Origin of the sequence: Kitasatospora sp. NPDC057198 (assembly GCF_042670125.1) — a bacterium.
In the GTDB taxonomy this organism is placed as follows: Bacteria; Actinomycetota; Actinomycetes; order Streptomycetales; family Streptomycetaceae; genus Kitasatospora.
In genome coordinates this window covers 1-16,677 of sequence record NZ_JBHUWH010000140.1, presented here as the reverse complement: position 1 = coordinate 16,677, position 16,677 = coordinate 1, and the positions used below count along the sequence as shown (strand labels likewise).

The 16,677-nt window shown below is 74.6% G+C and carries 20 protein-coding genes; 11 read left to right on the top strand and 9 right to left on the bottom strand.

Translation table 11 applies throughout. The annotated features are described in order from the left end of the window. Together ACFUEL_RS17905 and ACFUEL_RS17900 are read right to left on the bottom strand one after the other, a co-directional pair. Positions 1–95, bottom strand: a 95-nt coding sequence (locus ACFUEL_RS17905) for a helix-turn-helix domain-containing protein (RefSeq protein WP_380237261.1), incomplete at its 3' end; no start/stop codon positions are given. Between the two features lie 512 nt (positions 96–607). Next, positions 608–1,426 (bottom strand): methyltransferase domain-containing protein, encoded by an 819-nt coding sequence (locus tag ACFUEL_RS17900; RefSeq protein ID WP_380237259.1) that lies wholly within the window; start codon positions 1,424–1,426, stop codon positions 608–610. A gap of 149 nt (positions 1,427–1,575) precedes the next feature. Here ACFUEL_RS17900 and ACFUEL_RS17895 point away from each other — a divergent pair, with 149 nt between their 5' ends. The 4 genes from ACFUEL_RS17895 to ACFUEL_RS17880 all read left to right on the top strand — a co-directional run bounded on the left by ACFUEL_RS17895 (position 1,576) and on the right by ACFUEL_RS17880 (position 4,119). Further along, positions 1,576–2,169: a pyridoxamine 5'-phosphate oxidase family protein gene (locus tag ACFUEL_RS17895; RefSeq protein WP_380237258.1), complete on the top strand. Its 594-nt coding sequence runs from the start codon at positions 1,576–1,578 to the stop codon at positions 2,167–2,169. A gap of 79 nt (positions 2,170–2,248) precedes the next feature. Then, the gene (locus ACFUEL_RS17890; protein WP_380237256.1) at positions 2,249–2,944 is read left to right on the top strand and encodes a RibD family protein; all 696 of its coding nucleotides are present in this window, start codon (positions 2,249–2,251) and stop codon (positions 2,942–2,944) included. Then, positions 2,931–3,392, top strand: coding sequence for a deaminase (locus ACFUEL_RS17885; RefSeq protein ID WP_380237254.1), 462 nt, complete (start codon positions 2,931–2,933; stop codon positions 3,390–3,392). The genes ACFUEL_RS17890 and ACFUEL_RS17885 overlap by 14 nt, the downstream gene beginning before the upstream one ends. A 70-nt stretch (positions 3,393–3,462) precedes the next feature. Next, entirely contained in the window at positions 3,463–4,119 is a 657-nt protein-coding gene (locus ACFUEL_RS17880; RefSeq protein ID WP_380237253.1) for an HAD-IA family hydrolase, read from the top strand. A gap of 268 nt (positions 4,120–4,387) precedes the next feature. On the opposite strand, the gene ACFUEL_RS17875 is transcribed toward ACFUEL_RS17880, so the two are convergent. After that, entirely contained in the window at positions 4,388–5,686 is a 1,299-nt protein-coding gene (locus tag ACFUEL_RS17875; RefSeq protein ID WP_380237260.1) for an MFS transporter, read from the bottom strand. Between the two features lie 35 nt (positions 5,687–5,721). Then, positions 5,722–6,309, bottom strand: coding sequence for a TetR/AcrR family transcriptional regulator (locus ACFUEL_RS17870; RefSeq protein ID WP_380237252.1), 588 nt, complete (start codon positions 6,307–6,309; stop codon positions 5,722–5,724). Between the two features lie 53 nt (positions 6,310–6,362). Between ACFUEL_RS17870 and ACFUEL_RS17865 the strand changes: the two genes are divergently transcribed. Beyond that, complete coding sequence (locus ACFUEL_RS17865; protein ID WP_380237251.1) at positions 6,363–6,926, top strand: Uma2 family endonuclease; 564 nt, start codon at positions 6,363–6,365, stop codon at positions 6,924–6,926. Here ACFUEL_RS17865 and ACFUEL_RS17860 read toward each other — a convergent pair. Both ACFUEL_RS17860 and ychF read right to left on the bottom strand, forming a co-directional pair. Then, positions 6,877–7,566: a 2-phosphosulfolactate phosphatase gene (locus ACFUEL_RS17860; protein WP_380237249.1), complete on the bottom strand. Its 690-nt coding sequence runs from the start codon at positions 7,564–7,566 to the stop codon at positions 6,877–6,879. The two genes, ACFUEL_RS17865 and ACFUEL_RS17860, sit on opposite strands and share 50 nt — an antisense overlap. Positions 7,567–7,676: 110 nt before the next feature. After that, on the bottom strand, positions 7,677–8,750 hold the full coding sequence (ychF, locus tag ACFUEL_RS17855) for a redox-regulated ATPase YchF (RefSeq protein WP_380237248.1): 1,074 nt from the start codon (positions 8,748–8,750) through the stop codon (positions 7,677–7,679). A 324-nt stretch (positions 8,751–9,074) separates the two neighbouring features. Here ychF and ACFUEL_RS17850 point away from each other — a divergent pair, with 324 nt between their 5' ends. Further along, on the top strand, positions 9,075–9,512 hold the full coding sequence (locus ACFUEL_RS17850) for a DUF6542 domain-containing protein (protein ID WP_380237247.1): 438 nt from the start codon (positions 9,075–9,077) through the stop codon (positions 9,510–9,512). Positions 9,513–9,554: 42 nt separating this feature from the next. Here ACFUEL_RS17850 and ppgK read toward each other — a convergent pair whose 3' ends face one another. Together ppgK and ACFUEL_RS17840 are read right to left on the bottom strand one after the other, a co-directional pair. After that, positions 9,555–10,331 carry a polyphosphate--glucose phosphotransferase gene (gene ppgK / locus ACFUEL_RS17845; protein WP_380237245.1) on the bottom strand — a complete coding sequence of 259 codons (777 nt, stop codon included), beginning with the start codon at positions 10,329–10,331 and terminating at the stop codon, positions 9,555–9,557. A gap of 142 nt (positions 10,332–10,473) precedes the next feature. Further along, entirely contained in the window at positions 10,474–11,448 is a 975-nt protein-coding gene (locus ACFUEL_RS17840; protein ID WP_380237244.1) for a 4-hydroxy-3-methylbut-2-enyl diphosphate reductase, read from the bottom strand. Positions 11,449–11,522: 74 nt separating this feature from the next. On the opposite strand from ACFUEL_RS17840, the gene ACFUEL_RS17835 reads away from it, so the two are divergent. The 3 genes from ACFUEL_RS17835 to ACFUEL_RS17825 all read left to right on the top strand — a co-directional run bounded on the left by ACFUEL_RS17835 (position 11,523) and on the right by ACFUEL_RS17825 (position 15,188). Next, the gene (locus tag ACFUEL_RS17835) at positions 11,523–12,866 is read left to right on the top strand and encodes an APC family permease (RefSeq protein ID WP_380237243.1); all 1,344 of its coding nucleotides are present in this window, start codon (positions 11,523–11,525) and stop codon (positions 12,864–12,866) included. Between the two features lie 252 nt (positions 12,867–13,118). After that, positions 13,119–14,336 (top strand): exodeoxyribonuclease VII large subunit, encoded by a 1,218-nt coding sequence (xseA, locus tag ACFUEL_RS17830; protein ID WP_380237241.1) that lies wholly within the window; start codon positions 13,119–13,121, stop codon positions 14,334–14,336. Between the two features lie 168 nt (positions 14,337–14,504). Then, a complete protein-coding gene (locus ACFUEL_RS17825) occupies positions 14,505–15,188 on the top strand; it encodes an RNA polymerase sigma factor (RefSeq protein WP_380237239.1) in 684 nt (227 codons plus the stop codon). On the opposite strand, the gene ACFUEL_RS17820 is transcribed toward ACFUEL_RS17825, so the two are convergent. Beyond that, complete coding sequence (locus ACFUEL_RS17820) at positions 15,110–15,601, bottom strand: GNAT family N-acetyltransferase (protein ID WP_380237238.1); 492 nt, start codon at positions 15,599–15,601, stop codon at positions 15,110–15,112. The genes ACFUEL_RS17825 and ACFUEL_RS17820 overlap by 79 nt on opposite strands. A gap of 73 nt (positions 15,602–15,674) precedes the next feature. Here ACFUEL_RS17820 and ACFUEL_RS17815 point away from each other — a divergent pair, with 73 nt between their 5' ends. Beyond that, positions 15,675–15,914 (top strand): exodeoxyribonuclease VII small subunit, encoded by a 240-nt coding sequence (locus ACFUEL_RS17815; protein WP_380237236.1) that lies wholly within the window; start codon positions 15,675–15,677, stop codon positions 15,912–15,914. A 131-nt stretch (positions 15,915–16,045) separates the two neighbouring features. Next, positions 16,046–16,639, top strand: a complete 594-nt coding sequence (locus ACFUEL_RS17810; protein WP_380237235.1) for a malonic semialdehyde reductase — start codon at positions 16,046–16,048, stop codon at positions 16,637–16,639. The last annotated feature ends 38 nt before the right edge of the window (positions 16,640–16,677 follow it).

The following is a 16,677-nucleotide window of genomic DNA, read 5'->3' as shown; positions in this document are numbered from 1 at the left end:
TCGTTGTACACCACCCGCGCACACCCGAACGTGCGGGCCGGCGCCGCACGCTGAGGCCCGTCCGGGTAGACGCGGAAGGAGTACCTGAGCTGCACAACCGCACCGTAGCCCCCGGCCCACGACAGGACGCCGCAACCCGACCCGACCAGTCGGCACCCGCCCACACACTCGGCCTTCGTGACCGAATACCGGCACAAAATGTCCACCGACCGGCACCCGGCCCGAAGAGACCACGCGAAGCGTCCACGCCGACTCCGGGCCGAACCGGCGAAGCCCAACGGCGAGAACAACCACATCCACCCACCCGCGAACTCCCCAACCCAGGCCGTCCCGTCCAAGCCGGCCAACAGCTCGAAAGGTGCCAATTTCCACCGCATGCGCCAGGAGTTCCCCACAACACGGAAGGGTGCCCACCGTCGGCGCCGAAGCAGGGCCCGGAACCGCTTCACCACCGGACTGAAGCCCGGTGCACTGTGATGAGTCCCGGTAGCGGTCCGACTCGGTGGGGGGCGGGTCGGACCGACCGTCCGACCACCAGGCTGGACGGTGCGTGCTACCGGGCGGTACGCCTCCGGTCAACGTCTCGTTAACCCGGGGACGTGCCCAACTAGCTTACGTGCACCAGCAGTTCGCCGTGCAGGACGGCGAACCAGGCGTCCGGGTCGGCACCCCAGCGGGCCCAGCCGGCGGCGATCCGCTCCAGGTCGGCGGGGGTGGCCAGGCCCTCGGCCAGGGCGGTGTCGGCCAGCTTGGTGCGGGTGGTGCGCTCGGCCCAGCTCTCCGACCACCAGCCACGCTCGGCGTCGGTGGCGAAGGTCCAACTGCTGGACGAGGGAACCAGGTTGGCGCCCGAGCCGTCGGACAGCCCGGCCTCCCGGGCCCAGGCCAGCAGGCGGCGGCCGGCGTCCGGTTCGCCGCCGTTGACCCGGGCGACCTTCCGGTACAGGGCCACCCACTCGTCCAGCTCGGGCAGTTCGGGGTACCAGGTCATCGCGGCGTAGTCCGAGTCGCGGACCGCGATCAGCCCGCCGGGGGCGGTGACCCGGCGCATCTCGCGCAGCGCGGCGACCGGGTCGGGCAGGTGCTGCAGCACCTGGTGGGCGTGCACCACGTCGAACGAGGCGTCGGCGTAGGGCAGCCGGTAGACGTCGGCGACCTCGTACGACAGGTTCGCCAGCCCGCGCCCGGCGGCCAGCGCGGCGGCCTCGGCCAGCACCTCGGCGCCCGGCTCGACGCCGACCACCCGGCCGTCCGGGCCGACCAGCTCCGCCAGGTCCGCGGTGATCGTGCCCGGACCGCAGCCGACGTCCAGCACCCGTCGGCCGGGGCGCAGTTCGGGCAGCAGGTAGGCGGCGGAGTTGGCGGCGGTGCGGCTGCGGTGCGAGCGCAGGACGGCGGCGGCGTGGCCGTGGGTGTAGTCGGGCATGGCGGGACTCCCTCTCCCTCGAAGGCGGTTCCTCGGCGGCCCTCCAAGCATAGGAAGACGTTCCACTGTTCGGACAAACTCGTCTCAAATAGCAAGACTGATGGATAATCACCTCGCCATCGGGCCTCCTCGGGAGCAGAATCGTCCGCATGGGAAAGACCTATGAACGCATTGACGCCAGGCTGCGCGCGTTCATCGAGAAGCAGCCCGTCTACTTCGTCGGCACCGCCCCGCTGGCCGCCGACGGATTCCTCAACCTGTCGCCCAAGGGGCGGGCCGGCACCCTCGCCGTGATCGACGAACTGACCGTCGCCTACCTGGACTTCGGCGGCTCGCACGCCGAGACCATCGCGCACCTGCGGGAGAACGGCCGGATCATCCTGATGTGGTGCGCCTTCGAGGGCCCGCCCACCGTGCTGCGGGTGCACGGGCGCGGCGAGCCGGTGTTCCGCGACGACCCGCGGTTCGCCGGGCTGCTCTCCCGCTTCGACCCGGCCGCGGACGGCACCGCGCTGCGCGCGATCGTCCTGGTCCGGGCCGAGCGGGTCAGCGACTCCTGCGGGTTCGCCGTCCCGTTCATGGACTACAAGGAGGACCGGACGCTGCTCGCCGAGTTCTTCGACCGCAAGGGCGAGGACCGGTTCAGCGAGTACTGCGAGGGCAAGGAGAACGTCGCCGTCAGCATCAACGGGCTGCCCGCCCTGCCGCTGCCGGTGCCGCCCCGGCCGTCCCAGCCGTCCTGAGCGGTCGCGGCTCCCCGGCCCGGCCGGCGCGCGGCGTACGGTGGGAGCCCCCGCCGTCCGCCGAACCTGGAGCCCCGCCGTGCCCCGCCCCCACGTCCTGCTGAGCGCCGCGGTGTCGCTCGACGGCCACCTCGACGACGCCTCGCCCGAGCGGCTGCTGCTCTCCAACGCCGAGGACTTCGACCGGGTCGACGCGCTGCGCGCCGACAGCGACGCGATCCTGGTCGGCGGCGGGACGCTGCGCGCCGACAACCCCCGACTGCTGGTCGCCTCGGCCGAGCGGCGCGCCGGACGGGTGGCCGCCGGGCGTCCCGAGCACCCGCTGAAGGTCACCCTGAGCGCGAGCGGCCGGCTGGACCCGGAGCTGAGGTTCTGGCACACCGGCGGCGCCAAGCTCGCCTACACCACCGACGCCACCGCGCCCGTGCTGCGCGCCGCGCTGGCCGGGGCGCCCGGCACCGAGGTGGTCGGCCTGGGCGCGGAGGTGCCGCTGGGCGCGGTGCTGGACGACCTGGGCGCGCGCGGGGTGGGCCGGCTGATGGTCGAGGGGGGCGGCGGCGTGCACACCCGCTTCCTGGCCGAGGGCCTGGCCGACGAGCTGCACCTGGCCGTCGCCCCGCTGCTGGTCGGCCAGGCCGGCGCGCCCCGCTTCCTCTCGCCCGCCGCGTACCCGGGCGGCCCGGCCCGGCGGATGCGGCTGCTGGGCGCACGTACGGTGGGTGACGTCGTCCTGCTGCGGTACGCCCCGAAGGAGTCCTCCGATGACCACCAGTGACCGCGAACGCGACCTGCGCCGGCTGCGCCGCGCGATCGAGCTCTCCCGGCGCTGCCCGCCGTCCGCGACCGCCTTCTCGGTCGGCGCGGTGGTCGTCGGCGCGGACGGCGAGGTGCTGGCCGAGGGGTACAGCCGCGAGGTGGACGCCGTGAACCACGCCGAGGAGGCCGCGCTCGGCAAGCTGCCGCCCGGCGACCCGCGGCTGCGCACCGCCACCGTCTACTCGACCCTGGAGCCGTGCGGGCAGCGCGCCTCCCGCCCGCACCCCTGCGCCGAGCTGATCGTCGCGGCCGGGGTGCCGCGGGTGGTGGTGGCCTGGCGGGAGCCCGCGCTGTTCGTCGAGGCGTGCCGGGGCACCGAGCTGCTGGAGGCCGCGGGCGTCGAGGTGGTGGAGCTGCCGGAGCTCGCCGAGGAGGCCCGCGCGGTCAACGCGCACCTGGTGGGCTGAGCGGCCCGCCGCCCCGGGTTTTGTACGATTGAGGAACAAACACCCGTACGAGGACTCCCGAGGAGCCCCGATGCCCGTCCTCACCCCGCCGGTCCGGGCCGTCCTGCTCGACATGGACGGCACCCTGGTCAACTCCGACGCCGTGGTCGAGCGCTGCTGGCGCCGCTGGGCCGAGCGCAACGGCCTGGACGGCGACGAGGTGATGCGGGTCGCGCACGGGCGGCAGGGCCACCTGACCATGGGCCTGCTGCTGCCCGACCGCCCGGTGGAGCAGAACCTCGCCGAGAACGCGGTGATGCTCGACGAGGAGTCCTCCGACACCGACGGCGTGGTCGAAATCCCGGGCGCCGCAAGGCTGGTGGCCTCGCTGGCCGGGCTGCCGCACGCCCTGGTGACCTCCGCCGACGACCGGCTCACCCGGGTCCGGATGGCCGCCGCCGGCGTGCCGCTGCCGCCACTGATGATCACCGCCGAGCAGGTCGGCGCCAGCAAGCCCGATCCGGAGGGCTTCCTCAAGGCCGCCGCCCAACTGGGCATCGCTCCCGCCGAGTGCCTGGTCCTGGAGGACTCCGAGGCGGGCATCGCCGCCGCCCGGGCCGCCGGAATGCCGGTGCTCGGCATCGGCCCGCGCGCCGCCGCCCACCGGCCCGACCACCACGTGGACGACCTGTCCGGCGTCTTCGTCGGCCGCGCGGAGGACGGCACCCTGGTCGTCGAACTCCCCTGACCTGACGGCAATTCCACCGCGGGGGCCTGCCGAAGGGGGCGGTGGTGCTGCGCCAACTCGCCTGCTGGTGTGGCGGGTTGGCGAACTCGGGTGCAGCGGACGGGAATCGGCGGACCGTGCGGACGCGGACGGCGGGCGGCGGGTGGGCGGCGGGTGGGCGGCGGGTGGGCGGTGGGCCACCGGCCGGGCGCGGGGCGCGAGTTCGGGCGCCTGCCGCGGGTCGGCGACGGCCCGGTGGTCCGCCTGGGGCCGTCCGGTGCTCCGGGTGTCACGCTCCGCCGACGGCGGGGCCGGGCCGGGGGGCGGGCCGGATGCCGGGCAGGGCGGCGGCGGGCAGCAGGCCGAGGGCGGCGAGGACGGCCAGGAGGGGCAGGGCGCCGTGCGTGCCCGCGCCGGCGGCGGCCGCGATGCCCAGGGTCGGGCCGATGTTCGCCGCGGTCTGCTTCAGGCCGCCGACCGTGCCCGCGTACCCGGCCGGGGCGTCGCCGACCACGGTGCCGGTCGCCGTCACCATCACCGCCGCGAAGCCCGCCCCCAGCAGCGCCGAGGCCGCCCCCGTGGCGGGCACCGACCCGCCCCCGCCGCCCGGACCGGCCAGCCCCGCGATGCCCGCCACCAGCAGCGCCACCCCCGCCAGCGCCGTCCACCGGGGCCCCTGCGCGCGCAGTGCCCGCTCGGCCGCCGGGGCGCCCAGCACCATCAGCGCGGTCAGCGGCAGCATCCGTGCCGCGGCCCCCAGCGGGTCGACGTGCAGGGCGTCCTGGAGCCGGAAGGTGGTGCTGAACAGGGTGCCGAACAGCCCGGCCGAGGCCGTCAGCAGCAGGAGCAGCGAAGCCGCCACCGGCCGGGAGGCCGCCACCGGGCGCGGCACCACCGGATCCGCGGCCCGCCGCTCGTGCGCCACCAGCGCCGCGAACAGGCCCGCGGCGCCCGCCAGTTCGGCCGCCGTCCCGCCCCAGCCGCGCTCCGGCACCCGGGAGAGCGCGTGCACCAGGACCGCCAGGGCCGCCGCCAGCAGGGCCGAGCCCGCCAGGTCGAGCCGCCGCCCGTCCGCGTTCCCCCGCGCAGGTGGCAGGGCGAGCGCCATCGCGGCGATCGAGGCGGCCGCCGGGACGTTGATCCAGAACACCGCGCGCCAGCCGAACGCGTCCACCAGCAGCCCGCCGAGCAGCGGGCCCGCGCCCGCCGCGACCGCGATCGCCCCCGTCCGGACCGCGATCGCCCGGCCGAGCCGTTCCGGCGGGCAGCACAGCCGCAGCAGCGCGAGCGTGCCGGGCTGCAGCAGTGCGCCGAACACGCCCTGGACGACCCGCAGTCCGACCACCCAGGGCAGGGTCGGGGCGAGCGCGATGCCCGCCGAGGCCGCGCCGAAGCCCAGGACGCCCACCAGCAGCGTCCGGCGGTGGCCGTACCGGTCGCCGAGCCGGCCCGCGAGCACCAGCAGGGCGGCGACGGCGACCAGGTAGCCGGTGCTCGTCCACTGCAACCGCGCGGCGCCGACGCCGAGTTCGCGGCCCATGGCGGGCTGCGCCATCAGCAGCACCGTGCCGTCCAGAGCAACCAGCATGGCGGCTCCGGCGCTGACCGGCAGCGCGAGGCGGCTCACGCCGGGCCCCCGAGGTGGGCGTCCAGCACGGCCCGCAGCAGTTCCTCCCCGCGCCCCTCCCCCAGCATCAGCCCCGTGCTCCCCCACCCCTGCAACTGGGCCAGCCCGTGCAGGTTCGCCCACAGCGCGGCCGTCGCCACCGGCGCCCGCTCCGCGTCCCCCGTGCACTCCCCCACCAACCGCGCCAGTTCCCCGAACAGCGGCGCCGTCGCCTCCCGCAGCCGGGGCCCGGCCGGCTCCGCCCCGTCGCCGTTCAGCAGGTCGTGACGGAACATCAGCTCGAACATCCCGCGCCGCTCGGCGGCGTACGCCAGGTACACCCGGGCCAGCCCCGCCACCCGCGCCCGCGGATCCGGCTCCCGCACCGCCGCAAACCACCCCGCCAACTCCTCGAACCCGCGCCGCGCCACCGCCGACAGCAACTCCCGGTGCGTCGCGAAGTACCGCCGCGGCGCCCCGTGCGACACCCCGGCCCGCCGCGCGATCTCCCGCAGCCCGACCGCCCCCGACCCCTCCGCCAGCACCAACTCGACCCCGGCGTCCACCAGGCGCTCCCGCAAGGGGGTCTGCTCGTCATCGCTCATGGACGGTGTCTACCAGCACCGAGTAGACACTGTCTACCGACTACCCTGGCACCATGTCCGGACTCCCCGACTGGATGCGCCCGCCCCGCCCCGAAGGCTGGCTCGCGGACGACCTCGACCACCTCCCCCAGGCCCCGCCGCACACCGAACTCCTCCACGGCGCACTGCTGTTCGACCTGCTTCCGCGCCCGCCGTTCCACGACCACGCGGTCGACCGGCTCGCCGACGCGCTCACGGCCCCGGCTCCCGCGGGCGTCCGAATCGCCCGTGCCGCGCCCCTCCGCCTCGACCCGCACAACCGGTTCGAGCCCGACATCCTGCTGGTCTCCGCAACCCCGGCCCGCACCCGGTTCTCCCCCGGGGAGGTGCTGCTCGCGATCGAGGTGGCTTCCCCCGAATCCGCGTACCGCGACCACGAGGTCAAGCCCCGCAAGTACGCCGAAGCCGGCATCCCCCACTACTGGTGCGTCGGGGAGGAGGCCGGGCGGCCCGTCGTGCACGTCTTCGAACAGGCGGCACCGGCCGGCGTCTTCCGGGGCGCCCTCTCCCTCTCCGCGCCGTTCGCGGTCACGATCGACCTCGACCGGCTCGTTCCCCGTACGGGCGCAGCACCATGAGGCCGTCCTCCGGGGCGGCGGCCATCGCGAAGGGGAAGCGGTCGACCTCCAGGCAGAGCTCCACGTCGTCCTCGTGGACGCCCTTGCGGACGTGCTGGAGCAGTTCCGCGGCGGCGGTCGACCCGGCGGCGCGGCGGAGGTAGGGGGCCGGGTCGGGGGTGGTGCCGGTGGCGCGGCGGGCGATGTACTCGGCGCAGGCGAGGTCCTCCTCGGCACGGCCGTCCTCGCCGGTGACGACGAAGGTGACGTCGGGACGGCCGTGCAGGGCGCGGGCGGTGGCCCCGGCGACCGCGAAGCTCGCGCAGAGCACCAGGTCGGCGCCGCGGACGGCGAGCGCGCCGACCGTTCCGGCGGTGGTCTTCTGCACGACGGTGCGGCCGGTCAGGTCGGTGCCGCGGATCCGGCCGGGCGAGTTGACGGCGTCGAAGCCGGGCGCGGGCGCCCCGTCCTTGAGGGCGATCCACTCGGGGTGCCGCGCCTTCGACTCCAGTGCGGCGTCGAGGGATTCGGCGAGCACGATCCGCTCGGCCCCCTGTGCGAAGACCCAGGCGGCGGTGGTGAAGGCGCGCATCACGTCGACGACGACGGCGACGGGCGGGGTGGCGGTGAGCTCGCCGATGGCGAGGAAGCGGGTCTCCATGACCGCCATGATCGCCGGGGCCGTCCCGCCCGGTCGCGGGGTTTTCCACCCCGGACGCGGCGAAGGGGCCGGCCCGGCGGCGGGCGCGGCCCCTTCGGGGTGCGGCGGGGTCAGACGTTGAAGCGGAACTCGACGACGTCGCCGTCCTGCATGACGTAGTCCTTGCCCTCGATGCGGGCCTTGCCCTTGGCGCGGGCCTCGGTGAGGGAGCCGGCGGCGACGAGGTCGTCGAAGGAGGTGACCTCGGCCTTGATGAAGCCCTTCTGGAAGTCGGTGTGGATGACACCGGCGGCCTCGGGGGCGGTGGCGCCCTGCTTGATGGTCCAGGCGCGGGTTTCCTTGGGGCCGGCGGTGAGGTAGGTCTGCAGGCCGAGGGTGGCGAAGCCGACCCGGGCGAGGGTGGCGAGGCCGGGCTCGTCCTGGCCCATCGACTGGAGGAGCTCGAGGGCCTCGTCGTCGTCGAGCTCGATCAGCTCGGACTCGATCTTGGCGTTGAGGAAGATGGCCTCGGCGGGGGCGACCAGGGCGCGCTGGGCGTCCTTGAAGTCCTCGTCGGAGAGGGCGTCCTCGTCGACGTTGAAGACGTAGAGGAACGGCTTCGAGGTCATCAGGTGCAGGTCGCGGACGGCGGTGGTGTCGAAGCCGGCCTCGAAGAGGGTCTTGCCGGTCTCCAGGACGGCCTGGGCGGCCTCGGCAGCGGCGAGGACCGGCGCGGTCTCCTTCTTGAGCCGGGCCTCCTTCTGGAGCCGGGGCAGCGCCTTCTCGATGGTCTGCAGGTCGGCGAGGATCAGCTCGGTGTGGATGGTCTCGATGTCGTCCTTGGGCGAGACCTTGCCGTCGACGTGGACCACGTCGGGGTCGGTGAAGGCCCGGACCACCTGGCAGATCGCGTTGGCCTCGCGGATGTTGGCGAGGAACTTGTTGCCCAGGCCCTCGCCCTCGCTGGCGCCGCGGACGATGCCGGCGATGTCGACGAAGTCGACGGTGGCCGGGAGGATGCGCTGCGAGCCGAAGATCTCGGCGAGCTTGTCCAGCCGCGGGTCGGGGACGCCGACCACGCCCACGTTCGGCTCGATGGTGGCGAACGGGTAGTTGGCCGCCAGCACGTCGTTCTTGGTCAGGGCGTTGAACAGGGTCGACTTGCCGACGTTCGGCAGGCCGACGATTCCGATCGTGAGCGACATGGAGAGTGGTGTCCCGGGGCTTGGAGGGCGTCGAGGTGGCCCGGTGCGGGCCGATCCCCCAGTCTACGGGGCGCGCGAAGGGTGGTCGGAAGCGCGGTGGGGGCGTGCACCGGCCGGACACGGACAATTCGGCGGGGACCATTACACAGGGTGCCGATGATCAGACCGTACGTTGGTCGGGTGGAGCAGAGCATCCGTACCCAGCCGCCAGGGCCGAGAAGGCGACCGCCCGGACGCGGCGCCGGCGAGGCCGCCGTTCCGGGGCAGAGCGGGCCCCCCGAGTCGCGGTTGCGGTCGGCGTCCGGCGCCCGGACCGGCCCGCAGGTGTTGAAGCGCGCGGTGCAGCGGCTGCTGGCGGCGCGGCAGCGGCGCGGCGGGAGCGGCCGGCCGGCCCGGCTGACGGCGGTGGGCACCGGGGTCGCGGCGGCGGCGGGGGCGCTGGCGTTCGCCGCGGTGGACCGGCTGCTGTTCGGCGGGCTCGGGGTGCTGTTCGGGCTCGGCTATCTGGTGGTGTGCTTCCAGCTGGCCGTGCGGGTGCGGTACTCGGACCTCCCGGCCGCGCCGATCTGCGGGCCGATCGCCTTCGCGGCGGCGCTGGTGCTGCTGCAGCCGGGCCCCTCGCAGGGCGTCACCGGCGCGGTGGTGGCGCTGGCCGGCGGGCTGGCGCTGCGGGCGGGCTGGCTGTTCGCCGGCACCGCCCTGGCGGCCGCGATCGTCACCGCGCGTTACGTGGCGCAGCGCCGCCGGCACCGGGCCCGGTAGGTCCGCCGGCCCGGTGGCTCCGCGGGGCGGGGCCCGGCCGGGTCAGTCGCCGACCGGTGGCTGGGCGGCGGGCACGGTGGGCCGCCGGGCGGCCGCCATCGCCGCGCCGACGATGCCCGCGTCGTTGCGCAGTTCGGCGGGGACGACCTCGGCGCGGCGGTCCTTGAGCAGCGGCAGGAACTTCTCGTGCTTGCGGCTGACGCCGCCGCCGATGATGACCAGCTGCGGGGAGAACAGCATCTCCACCAGGTCGAGGTACTCGTCGACCCGCTCGGCCCACTGCGGCCAGCTGAGGTCGTGGCGCTCCTTGGCGGCGGAGGAGGCGCGCCGTTCGGCGTCCTTGCCGCGCAGTTCGAGGTGGCCGAGTTCGGTGTTGGGGACGAGCACGCCGTCGGAGAACAGGGCGCTGCCGATGCCGGTGCCGAAGGTGAGCAGCAGGACGACCCCGGGGCGGCCGTGCCCGGCGCCGTGGGTGACCTCGGCGATGCCGGCCGCGTCGGCGTCGTTGACCACGGTGGCGGGCAGGCCGAGCGCCTCGCTGAACCGGGTCTCGGCGTCCAGCCCGATCCAGCCCTTGTCGACGTTGGCGGCGGTCCTGGTGTGCCCGTCGACGACGACGCCGGGGAAGGTCAGGCCGACCGGGCCGCGGTGGTCGAAGTGCCGGACGACCTCGCAGACCGCGTCGATCACCGCGTCCGGTCCGGAGGGGTGCGGGGTGAGCACCTTGTGGCGCTCCTGGGCGAGCACGCCCTTGTCCAGGTCGACCGGTGCGCCCTTGATGCCCGAGCCGCCGATGTCCACGCCGAAGACCGTCGTCACTGCCGTCGCCTCCCGTACCGCCGGGGGCGTCCGCTGCCCGCCGGCCCTCGGACCAACGTACGGGGGGACGGGGGCGGGCGCAGCCCGTTCGGACGGACGGTGCCCGGCCCGGCGGGCGGGACCGGGCACCGGGAGGGGCGGGTCAGACCTTGCCGGCGGCCTCGGCGCGCAGGTCGCGGCGGAGCTCCTTGGGGAGCGAGAAGGTGAGGTGCTCCTCGGCGGTCTTGACGATCCGGACGTCCTCGAAGCCGTGCGAGGCGAGGAGTTCGAGCACGCCGTCGACCAGGATCTCCGGCACCGAGGCGCCGCTGGTCAGGCCGACCGTGGTGACGCCCTCCAGCCAGGCCGGGTCGATCTCCTCGGCGAAGTCGACCAGGTGGGCGGCCTTGGCGCCGTACTCGAGGCCGACCTCGACCAGCCGGACCGAGTTGGAGGAGTTCTTGGAGCCGACCACGATCAGCAGGTCGGCCTCGGGGGCGAGCTGCTTCACGGCGACCTGGCGGTTCTGGGTGGCGTAGCAGATGTCGTCGCTGGGCGGGGAGACCAGCAGCGGGAAGCGCTGCTTGAGGGCGCCGACGGTCTCCATGGTCTCGTCCACCGAGAGGGTGGTCTGGGAGAGCCAGACCAGCTTGGACTCGTCGCGGACCTTGACGTTGGCGACGTCCTCGGCGCCGTCCACCAGGTGGATCCGCTCGGGGGCCTCGCCCATGGTGCCGACGACCTCCTCGTGGCCCTCGTGGCCGATCAGCAGGATGTCGTAGTCCTCGTCGGCGAAGCGGCGGGCCTCCTTGTGCACCTTGGTGACCAGCGGGCAGGTCGCGTCGATGGTGGCGAGCCTGCCGGCCTCGGCCTCGTCGTGCACGGACGGGGCGACGCCGTGCGCCGAGAAGACCACGATCGAGCCCTCGGGCACCTCCTCCGTCTCGTCGACGAAGATCGCGCCCTGCTTCTCCAGGGTCTGCACGACGTACTTGTTGTGGACGATCTGCTTGCGGACGTAGATCGGCGCCCCGTACTGCTCCAGGGCCTTCTCCACGGCGATCACGGCGCGGTCGACGCCCGCGCAGTAGCCCCGGGGGGCGGCGAGCAGGACACGGCGCTGAGCGGTGGTCGACATGGCTCCATCGTACGGGCGAGTCCCGCGGGCCCGGACGCGCGTCGCCGCCGCCGGGGCGGGTGCGGGCCGGTGGAATGGCGAGGGTGAGCACACAGGCGAGCACGGCTGAGCTGCGGCGCACCCTCGGGGTGCGGGATCTGATGGTGTACGGGCTGCTGTTCATCGCCCCGATGGCGCCGGTCGGCGTGTTCGGCGTGCTGGACGCCAAGAGCCACGGCGCGGTGGCCGCGGTGTACCTGGTGGCGACGGTGGCGATGGGGTTCACCGCGCTGTCGTACGCCGAGATGGTGCGGGCGGTGCCGCGCGCCGGGTCGGTGTTCGCGTACGCGCGGGCCGGGCTGGGCGAGGGGCCGGGGTTCGTCGCCGGGTGGATGGCGATGCTGGACTACCTGCTGATCCCGGCGGTGGCGTACCTGTTCTCCGGGATCGCGCTGAACTCGCTGGTGCCGGACGTCTCGCGCTGGGTGTGGACGGTGCTGGCGGTGCTGGTCACCACGGCGCTGAACCTGGTCGGGGTGCGGACGGCCGCGGTGGTGGGGTTCGCGGTGCTGGCGGTGGAGATCGTGGTGCTGGCGGTGTTCGTGGTCGCCGCGGTGGTGGTGCTGGCCCGGGACGGGGCGGCCCGCGACTGGGGCTCCCCGTTCGGGGGAGTCGGCGCGTTCTCGTTGCCGGCGGTGCTGTCGGCGGTGTCGGTGGCGGTCCTGTCCTACCTCGGCTTCGACGCGATCGCCTCCTTCGTCGAGGAGGCCGTCGGCGCGTCGGCGGCGGTGGCGCGGGCGGTGCTGTGGTGCCTGGCCCTGGCCGGGCTGCTGTTCGTGGTGCAGACCTACCTGGCGGCGGTGCTGGAGCCGACGACGCCGCAGCAGCTGGCCGCCGACCCCGAGGCGCAGGGCTCCGCCTTCTACGACACCGTGGAAGCCTCGGTCGGGCACTGGCTGCACGTGCTGATCGCCGCGTCCAAGGCGATCGGGGCCGCGTTCGCGGCGCTGGCCGGGCAGGCCGCGGCCGGGCGGCTGGTGTTCGCGATGGGGCGGGAGGGGCGGCTGCCGCGGGCGCTGGGCGTGGTCGAGGAGCGGACGGCGGTGCCCCGGCGGGCGCTGCTCACCGCGGCCGTGATCACGCTGGTCGCGGCGGTCTGGGCGGCCCGCCGCGACGACGGGCTCGACCAGCTGACCTCGGTGGTCAACGTCGGCGCGCTCACCGCGTTCGTGCTGCTGCACGCCTCGGTGGTGGGCTGGTACGTGGTGCGCGGCGGCTCCCGGGACTGGCTGCGGCACGGGGTGGTGCCGCTGCTGGGGGTGGCGGTGCTGGTCGCGGTGCTGGTGGAGGCGTCGCACCCGGCGCAGGTGGTGGGGGCGGTGTGGCTGGGGGTGGGGCTGGTGGTGCTGTTCGCGCAGCGCGGACGGGAGGCACTCTGACAGGGGCGCGGGGAGACCCGCTGCGCTCGGCGGGATGGTGCGGATGGGGGCGCGGGGAACTGCGCGCAGCGGGAGGGGCACGTCGGCGTGGTCGCGGGTAAGGGGGCACCTCCCAGCCCCCCTCGGGGCTGGGGGAGCAGGCTCTCGTCCTGCTTCGCGATCCGGCTGTGCGTGCTCGGTCGGCCGCGCAGTTCCCCGCGCCCCTGGTTGTGCGCCCTCCGGTTTGTCCTGCTCGGCGGTTAGCCTCGGGGGATGGCCAATGCGAGCAGTGCGGAAGCGCCCCTGCCGGTGGGGAAGGTGTCGGCGTTGATCGGGGGGTGGGTCGACCGGCTGGGCGAGGTGTGGGTGGAGGGGCAGATCGCGCAGCTGAACCGGCGGCCGGGGGCGGGGATGGTGTTCCTGACGCTGCGTGACCCGGACCGGGACGTCTCGTTGACGGTGACCTGCTTCCGGCAGGTGTTCGAGCAGGTGGCGGACGCGGTGCAGGAGGGGGCCCGGGTGATCGTCCGGGCGAAGCCGGAGTGGTACACGGCGCGCGGGACGCTGTCGCTCCGGGCGTCCGAGCTGCGGCTGGTGGGGCTGGGCGAACTGCTGGCGCGGCTGGAGCAGTTGAAGCGGCGGCTGTTCGCCGAAGGGCTGTTCGAGGACGGCCGGAAGAAGCCGCTGCCGTTCCTGCCGGGCTGCGTGGGCCTGGTGACCGGCCGGGGTTCGGCGGCCGAGCGGGACGTGCTGGAGAACGCCCGGCGGCGCTGGCCGGCCGTCCGCTTCGAGGTGCGCAACGTGCTGGTGCAGGGCCCGCAGGCGGTGGGCCAGGTGTGCGCGGCGGTGCGGGAGCTGGACGCGCTGCCGGAGGTCGAGGTGATCGTGGTGGCCCGCGGCGGCGGCAGCGTGGAGGACCTGCTGCCGTTCTCCGACGAGGAGTTGGTGCGGACGGTGGCGGCGGCCCGGACGCCGGTGGTGAGCGCGATCGGGCACGAGCCGGACCAGCCGCTGCTGGACTTCGTCGCGGACTTCCGGGCGTCCACCCCGACCGACGCGGCGAAGCGGGTGGTGCCGGACGTGGGCGAGGAGCTGGCCCGGGTGCGGCAGTTGCGGGACCGGGCGCGGCGGACGGTGCAGCACCGGGTGGAGCGGGAGTCGGCGGGGCTGGCCTCGGTGCGCAGCCGTCCGGCGCTGGCGGCGCCGACCGAGGCGGTGGCGGCCCGCGGCGCGGAGGTGGAGGCGCTGGTGGAGCGGGCCCGGCGGGTGCTCGGGCACCGGCTGGACCTCGCGCAGAGCGACCTGGGGCACGCGCTGGCCCGGGTGGTGGCGCTGTCGCCGCTGGCCACCCTGGAGCGCGGGTACGCGGTGCTGCAGAAGGCGGACGGCACGGTGCTGACCGATCCGGGGCAGGCCGCGGACGGGGAGGCGCTGCGGGCCCGGGTGGCGGGCGGGTCGTTCGGGGTGCGGGTGGAGCCCGACGGGAACTGACCGTCCTTCGACAATCCGGTACCGGCTCGCGGAATTGTCCGCGAGCCCCCCTCCGCGCGGGAATTCCCGGAAATGCGCACCGCATTACCGGGAACTGCTTGCACCGGGTCGGACCGGGTCATAGTGTGACGGGCCTTCCCTTTTCCGGCACTTTCCGGAGGTTTTGGCATGGACGTCACCCCGTCGGGCAGACCGGCGGTGACGCCCGCGCTGATCGAGGCCGCCAAGTCCGGGAACCGCGATGCCTGGGCGGACATCTACCGGTGCTACCACGGCGCGGTGCTGGCGTTCCTGCTGCGCCGCACCGGCAGCCGGCCGCTGGCCGAGGACCTGGCCCAGGACACTTTCGTCCGCGCGATGGCGGGAATTCGCGGTTTCCACTGGACGGGTACGGATCTCGGCGCGTGGATGTTCACCATCGCCCGCAATGTGCTGCTGGACCACGAGAAACGCCGTTCCACCCGCCGGGAGTCGGCGGTGGCGACGGTCGCCGACCACGATTCGGGGGTGCGGGTGGAGGAATCGGTGATCGCGGCGGCCGAGGCGGAGCGGGTGGGCGCGGCGCTGTCGGTGCTGAACGAGCGCCAGCGCTCGGTGCTGCGGCTGCGGTACTGGGACGGGCTGAGCTCGGTGGAGATCGCCGACCGGATCGGGCTGCGGGTGGGCGCCGTGAAGACGCTGACCTACCGGGCCCGGCTGAACCTGCGGCGCACGCTGGCGCAGAGCGCGCCGCAGGTCCGGCGGCCGGTGGGGGCGGCGGGCCGGGCGGCCGGTCAGCCGGTGGCCAGGTCGGCGGCCGGGCGCTGCCGGGAGAGCGGCGTGGAGTGCCCCCGGAAGCCGAGGCTGCGGTAGAGCTGCTGGCCGTCCTCGGTGGCGTGCAGGTCGACCCGGGTGGCTCCGCGCGCGTCGAACCAGGCGAGCAGGGCCTCCAGGCAGGCGCGGGCGTGGCCCCGGCCGCGCTCTTCGGGGCGGGTGCAGACGTTGAAGACGAAGCCGAACAGGCCGTCGGGGTGGCCGGGGGCGGGCAGCCGCTGCTCCAGGGTGCCGATGGCGCAGCTGAGCAGCCGTCCGGGCCGCTCCGGGTCGTCGACCACGTACGCCTGCAACCGGCGCTCGGGTTCGGAGAGTCGGCGCACCAGCAGGTCGGCGGCGGTGCCCCGCCAGGGGCCGGGGCGGGCCTCTCCGTGCATGGCCTCGAACATCAGGGAGCGGAGTTCGACCAGTTCCTCCGCGTCCGCGGGGACGGCCGGGCGTGGGGTGCTCATGGACGGCAGGGTAGGGCGGGGTGCGGGGCGGGGCGCAACGGGTTTGTCGGGGGCGGCGCCTACCCTGGTCGGCATGGCAGATCAGCAGGGGCAGCAGGCGGCAGGCCCGGAGGAGTCGCTCGGCTACGAGCAGGCGCGGGACGAACTGCTGCAGGTGGTGCGGCAGTTGGAGACCGGCGGGACGACGCTGGAGGAGTCGCTGGCGCTCTGGGAGCGCGGCGAGGAGCTGGCGAAGGTCTGCCAGCGCTGGCTGGACGGCGCGCGGGCCCGGCTGGACGCGGCGCTGGCCGCCGAGGAGCCGGCCGGGGAGTGACCGGGCGCCCCCTGTGCCGTACATCACACCCTCCTCGGGGAATGGTTTAAGTTTCATCGAAGTTGGACCCGATCGTGCGGCGCCGCCGCCGATCCGACTCCGGTCCCCAGCTCTGAGGTAGGACACAGACCATGACCCTGGCACTCGACGCCGCCGCCCAGGACCTGCTCTTCCGCGAGGCCCGCACCGCCAACACCTTCTCGGACGAGCCGGTCAGCGACGAGCAGGTCCAGGCGATCTACGACCTGGTGAAGTTCGGCCCGACCGCCTTCAACCAGCAGCCGCTGCGCATCGTCCTGGTCCGCTCCGAGGAGGGCCGCGCCCGCCTCGTCCAGCACATGGCCGACGGCAACAAGGCCAAGACCTCCGGCGCCCCGCTGGTCGCCATCCTGGCCGCCGACAACGAGTTCCACGAGGAGCTCCCCTCGCAGCTGCCGCACTTCCCGCAGGCGAAGGACATGTTCTTCTCGGAGCGCCCGGTCCGCGAAGCCTCCGCCACCCTGAACGGCGCCCTGCAGGCCGCCTACTTCATCATCGGCGTCCGCGCCGCCGGCCTGGCCGCCGGCCCGATGACCGGCTACGACGCCGCCGGCATCAACAAGGAGTTCTTCGGCGACGGCGAGCACTCGGTGCTGGCCGTGGTCAACATCGGCAAGCCGGGCGAGGACGCCTGGTTCCCGCGCAGCCCGCGCCTGGCCTACGACCAGGTCGTCACCACCGTCTGATCCACCGGACGCCGACGCGCGACGCGAAGGGCCCCCGC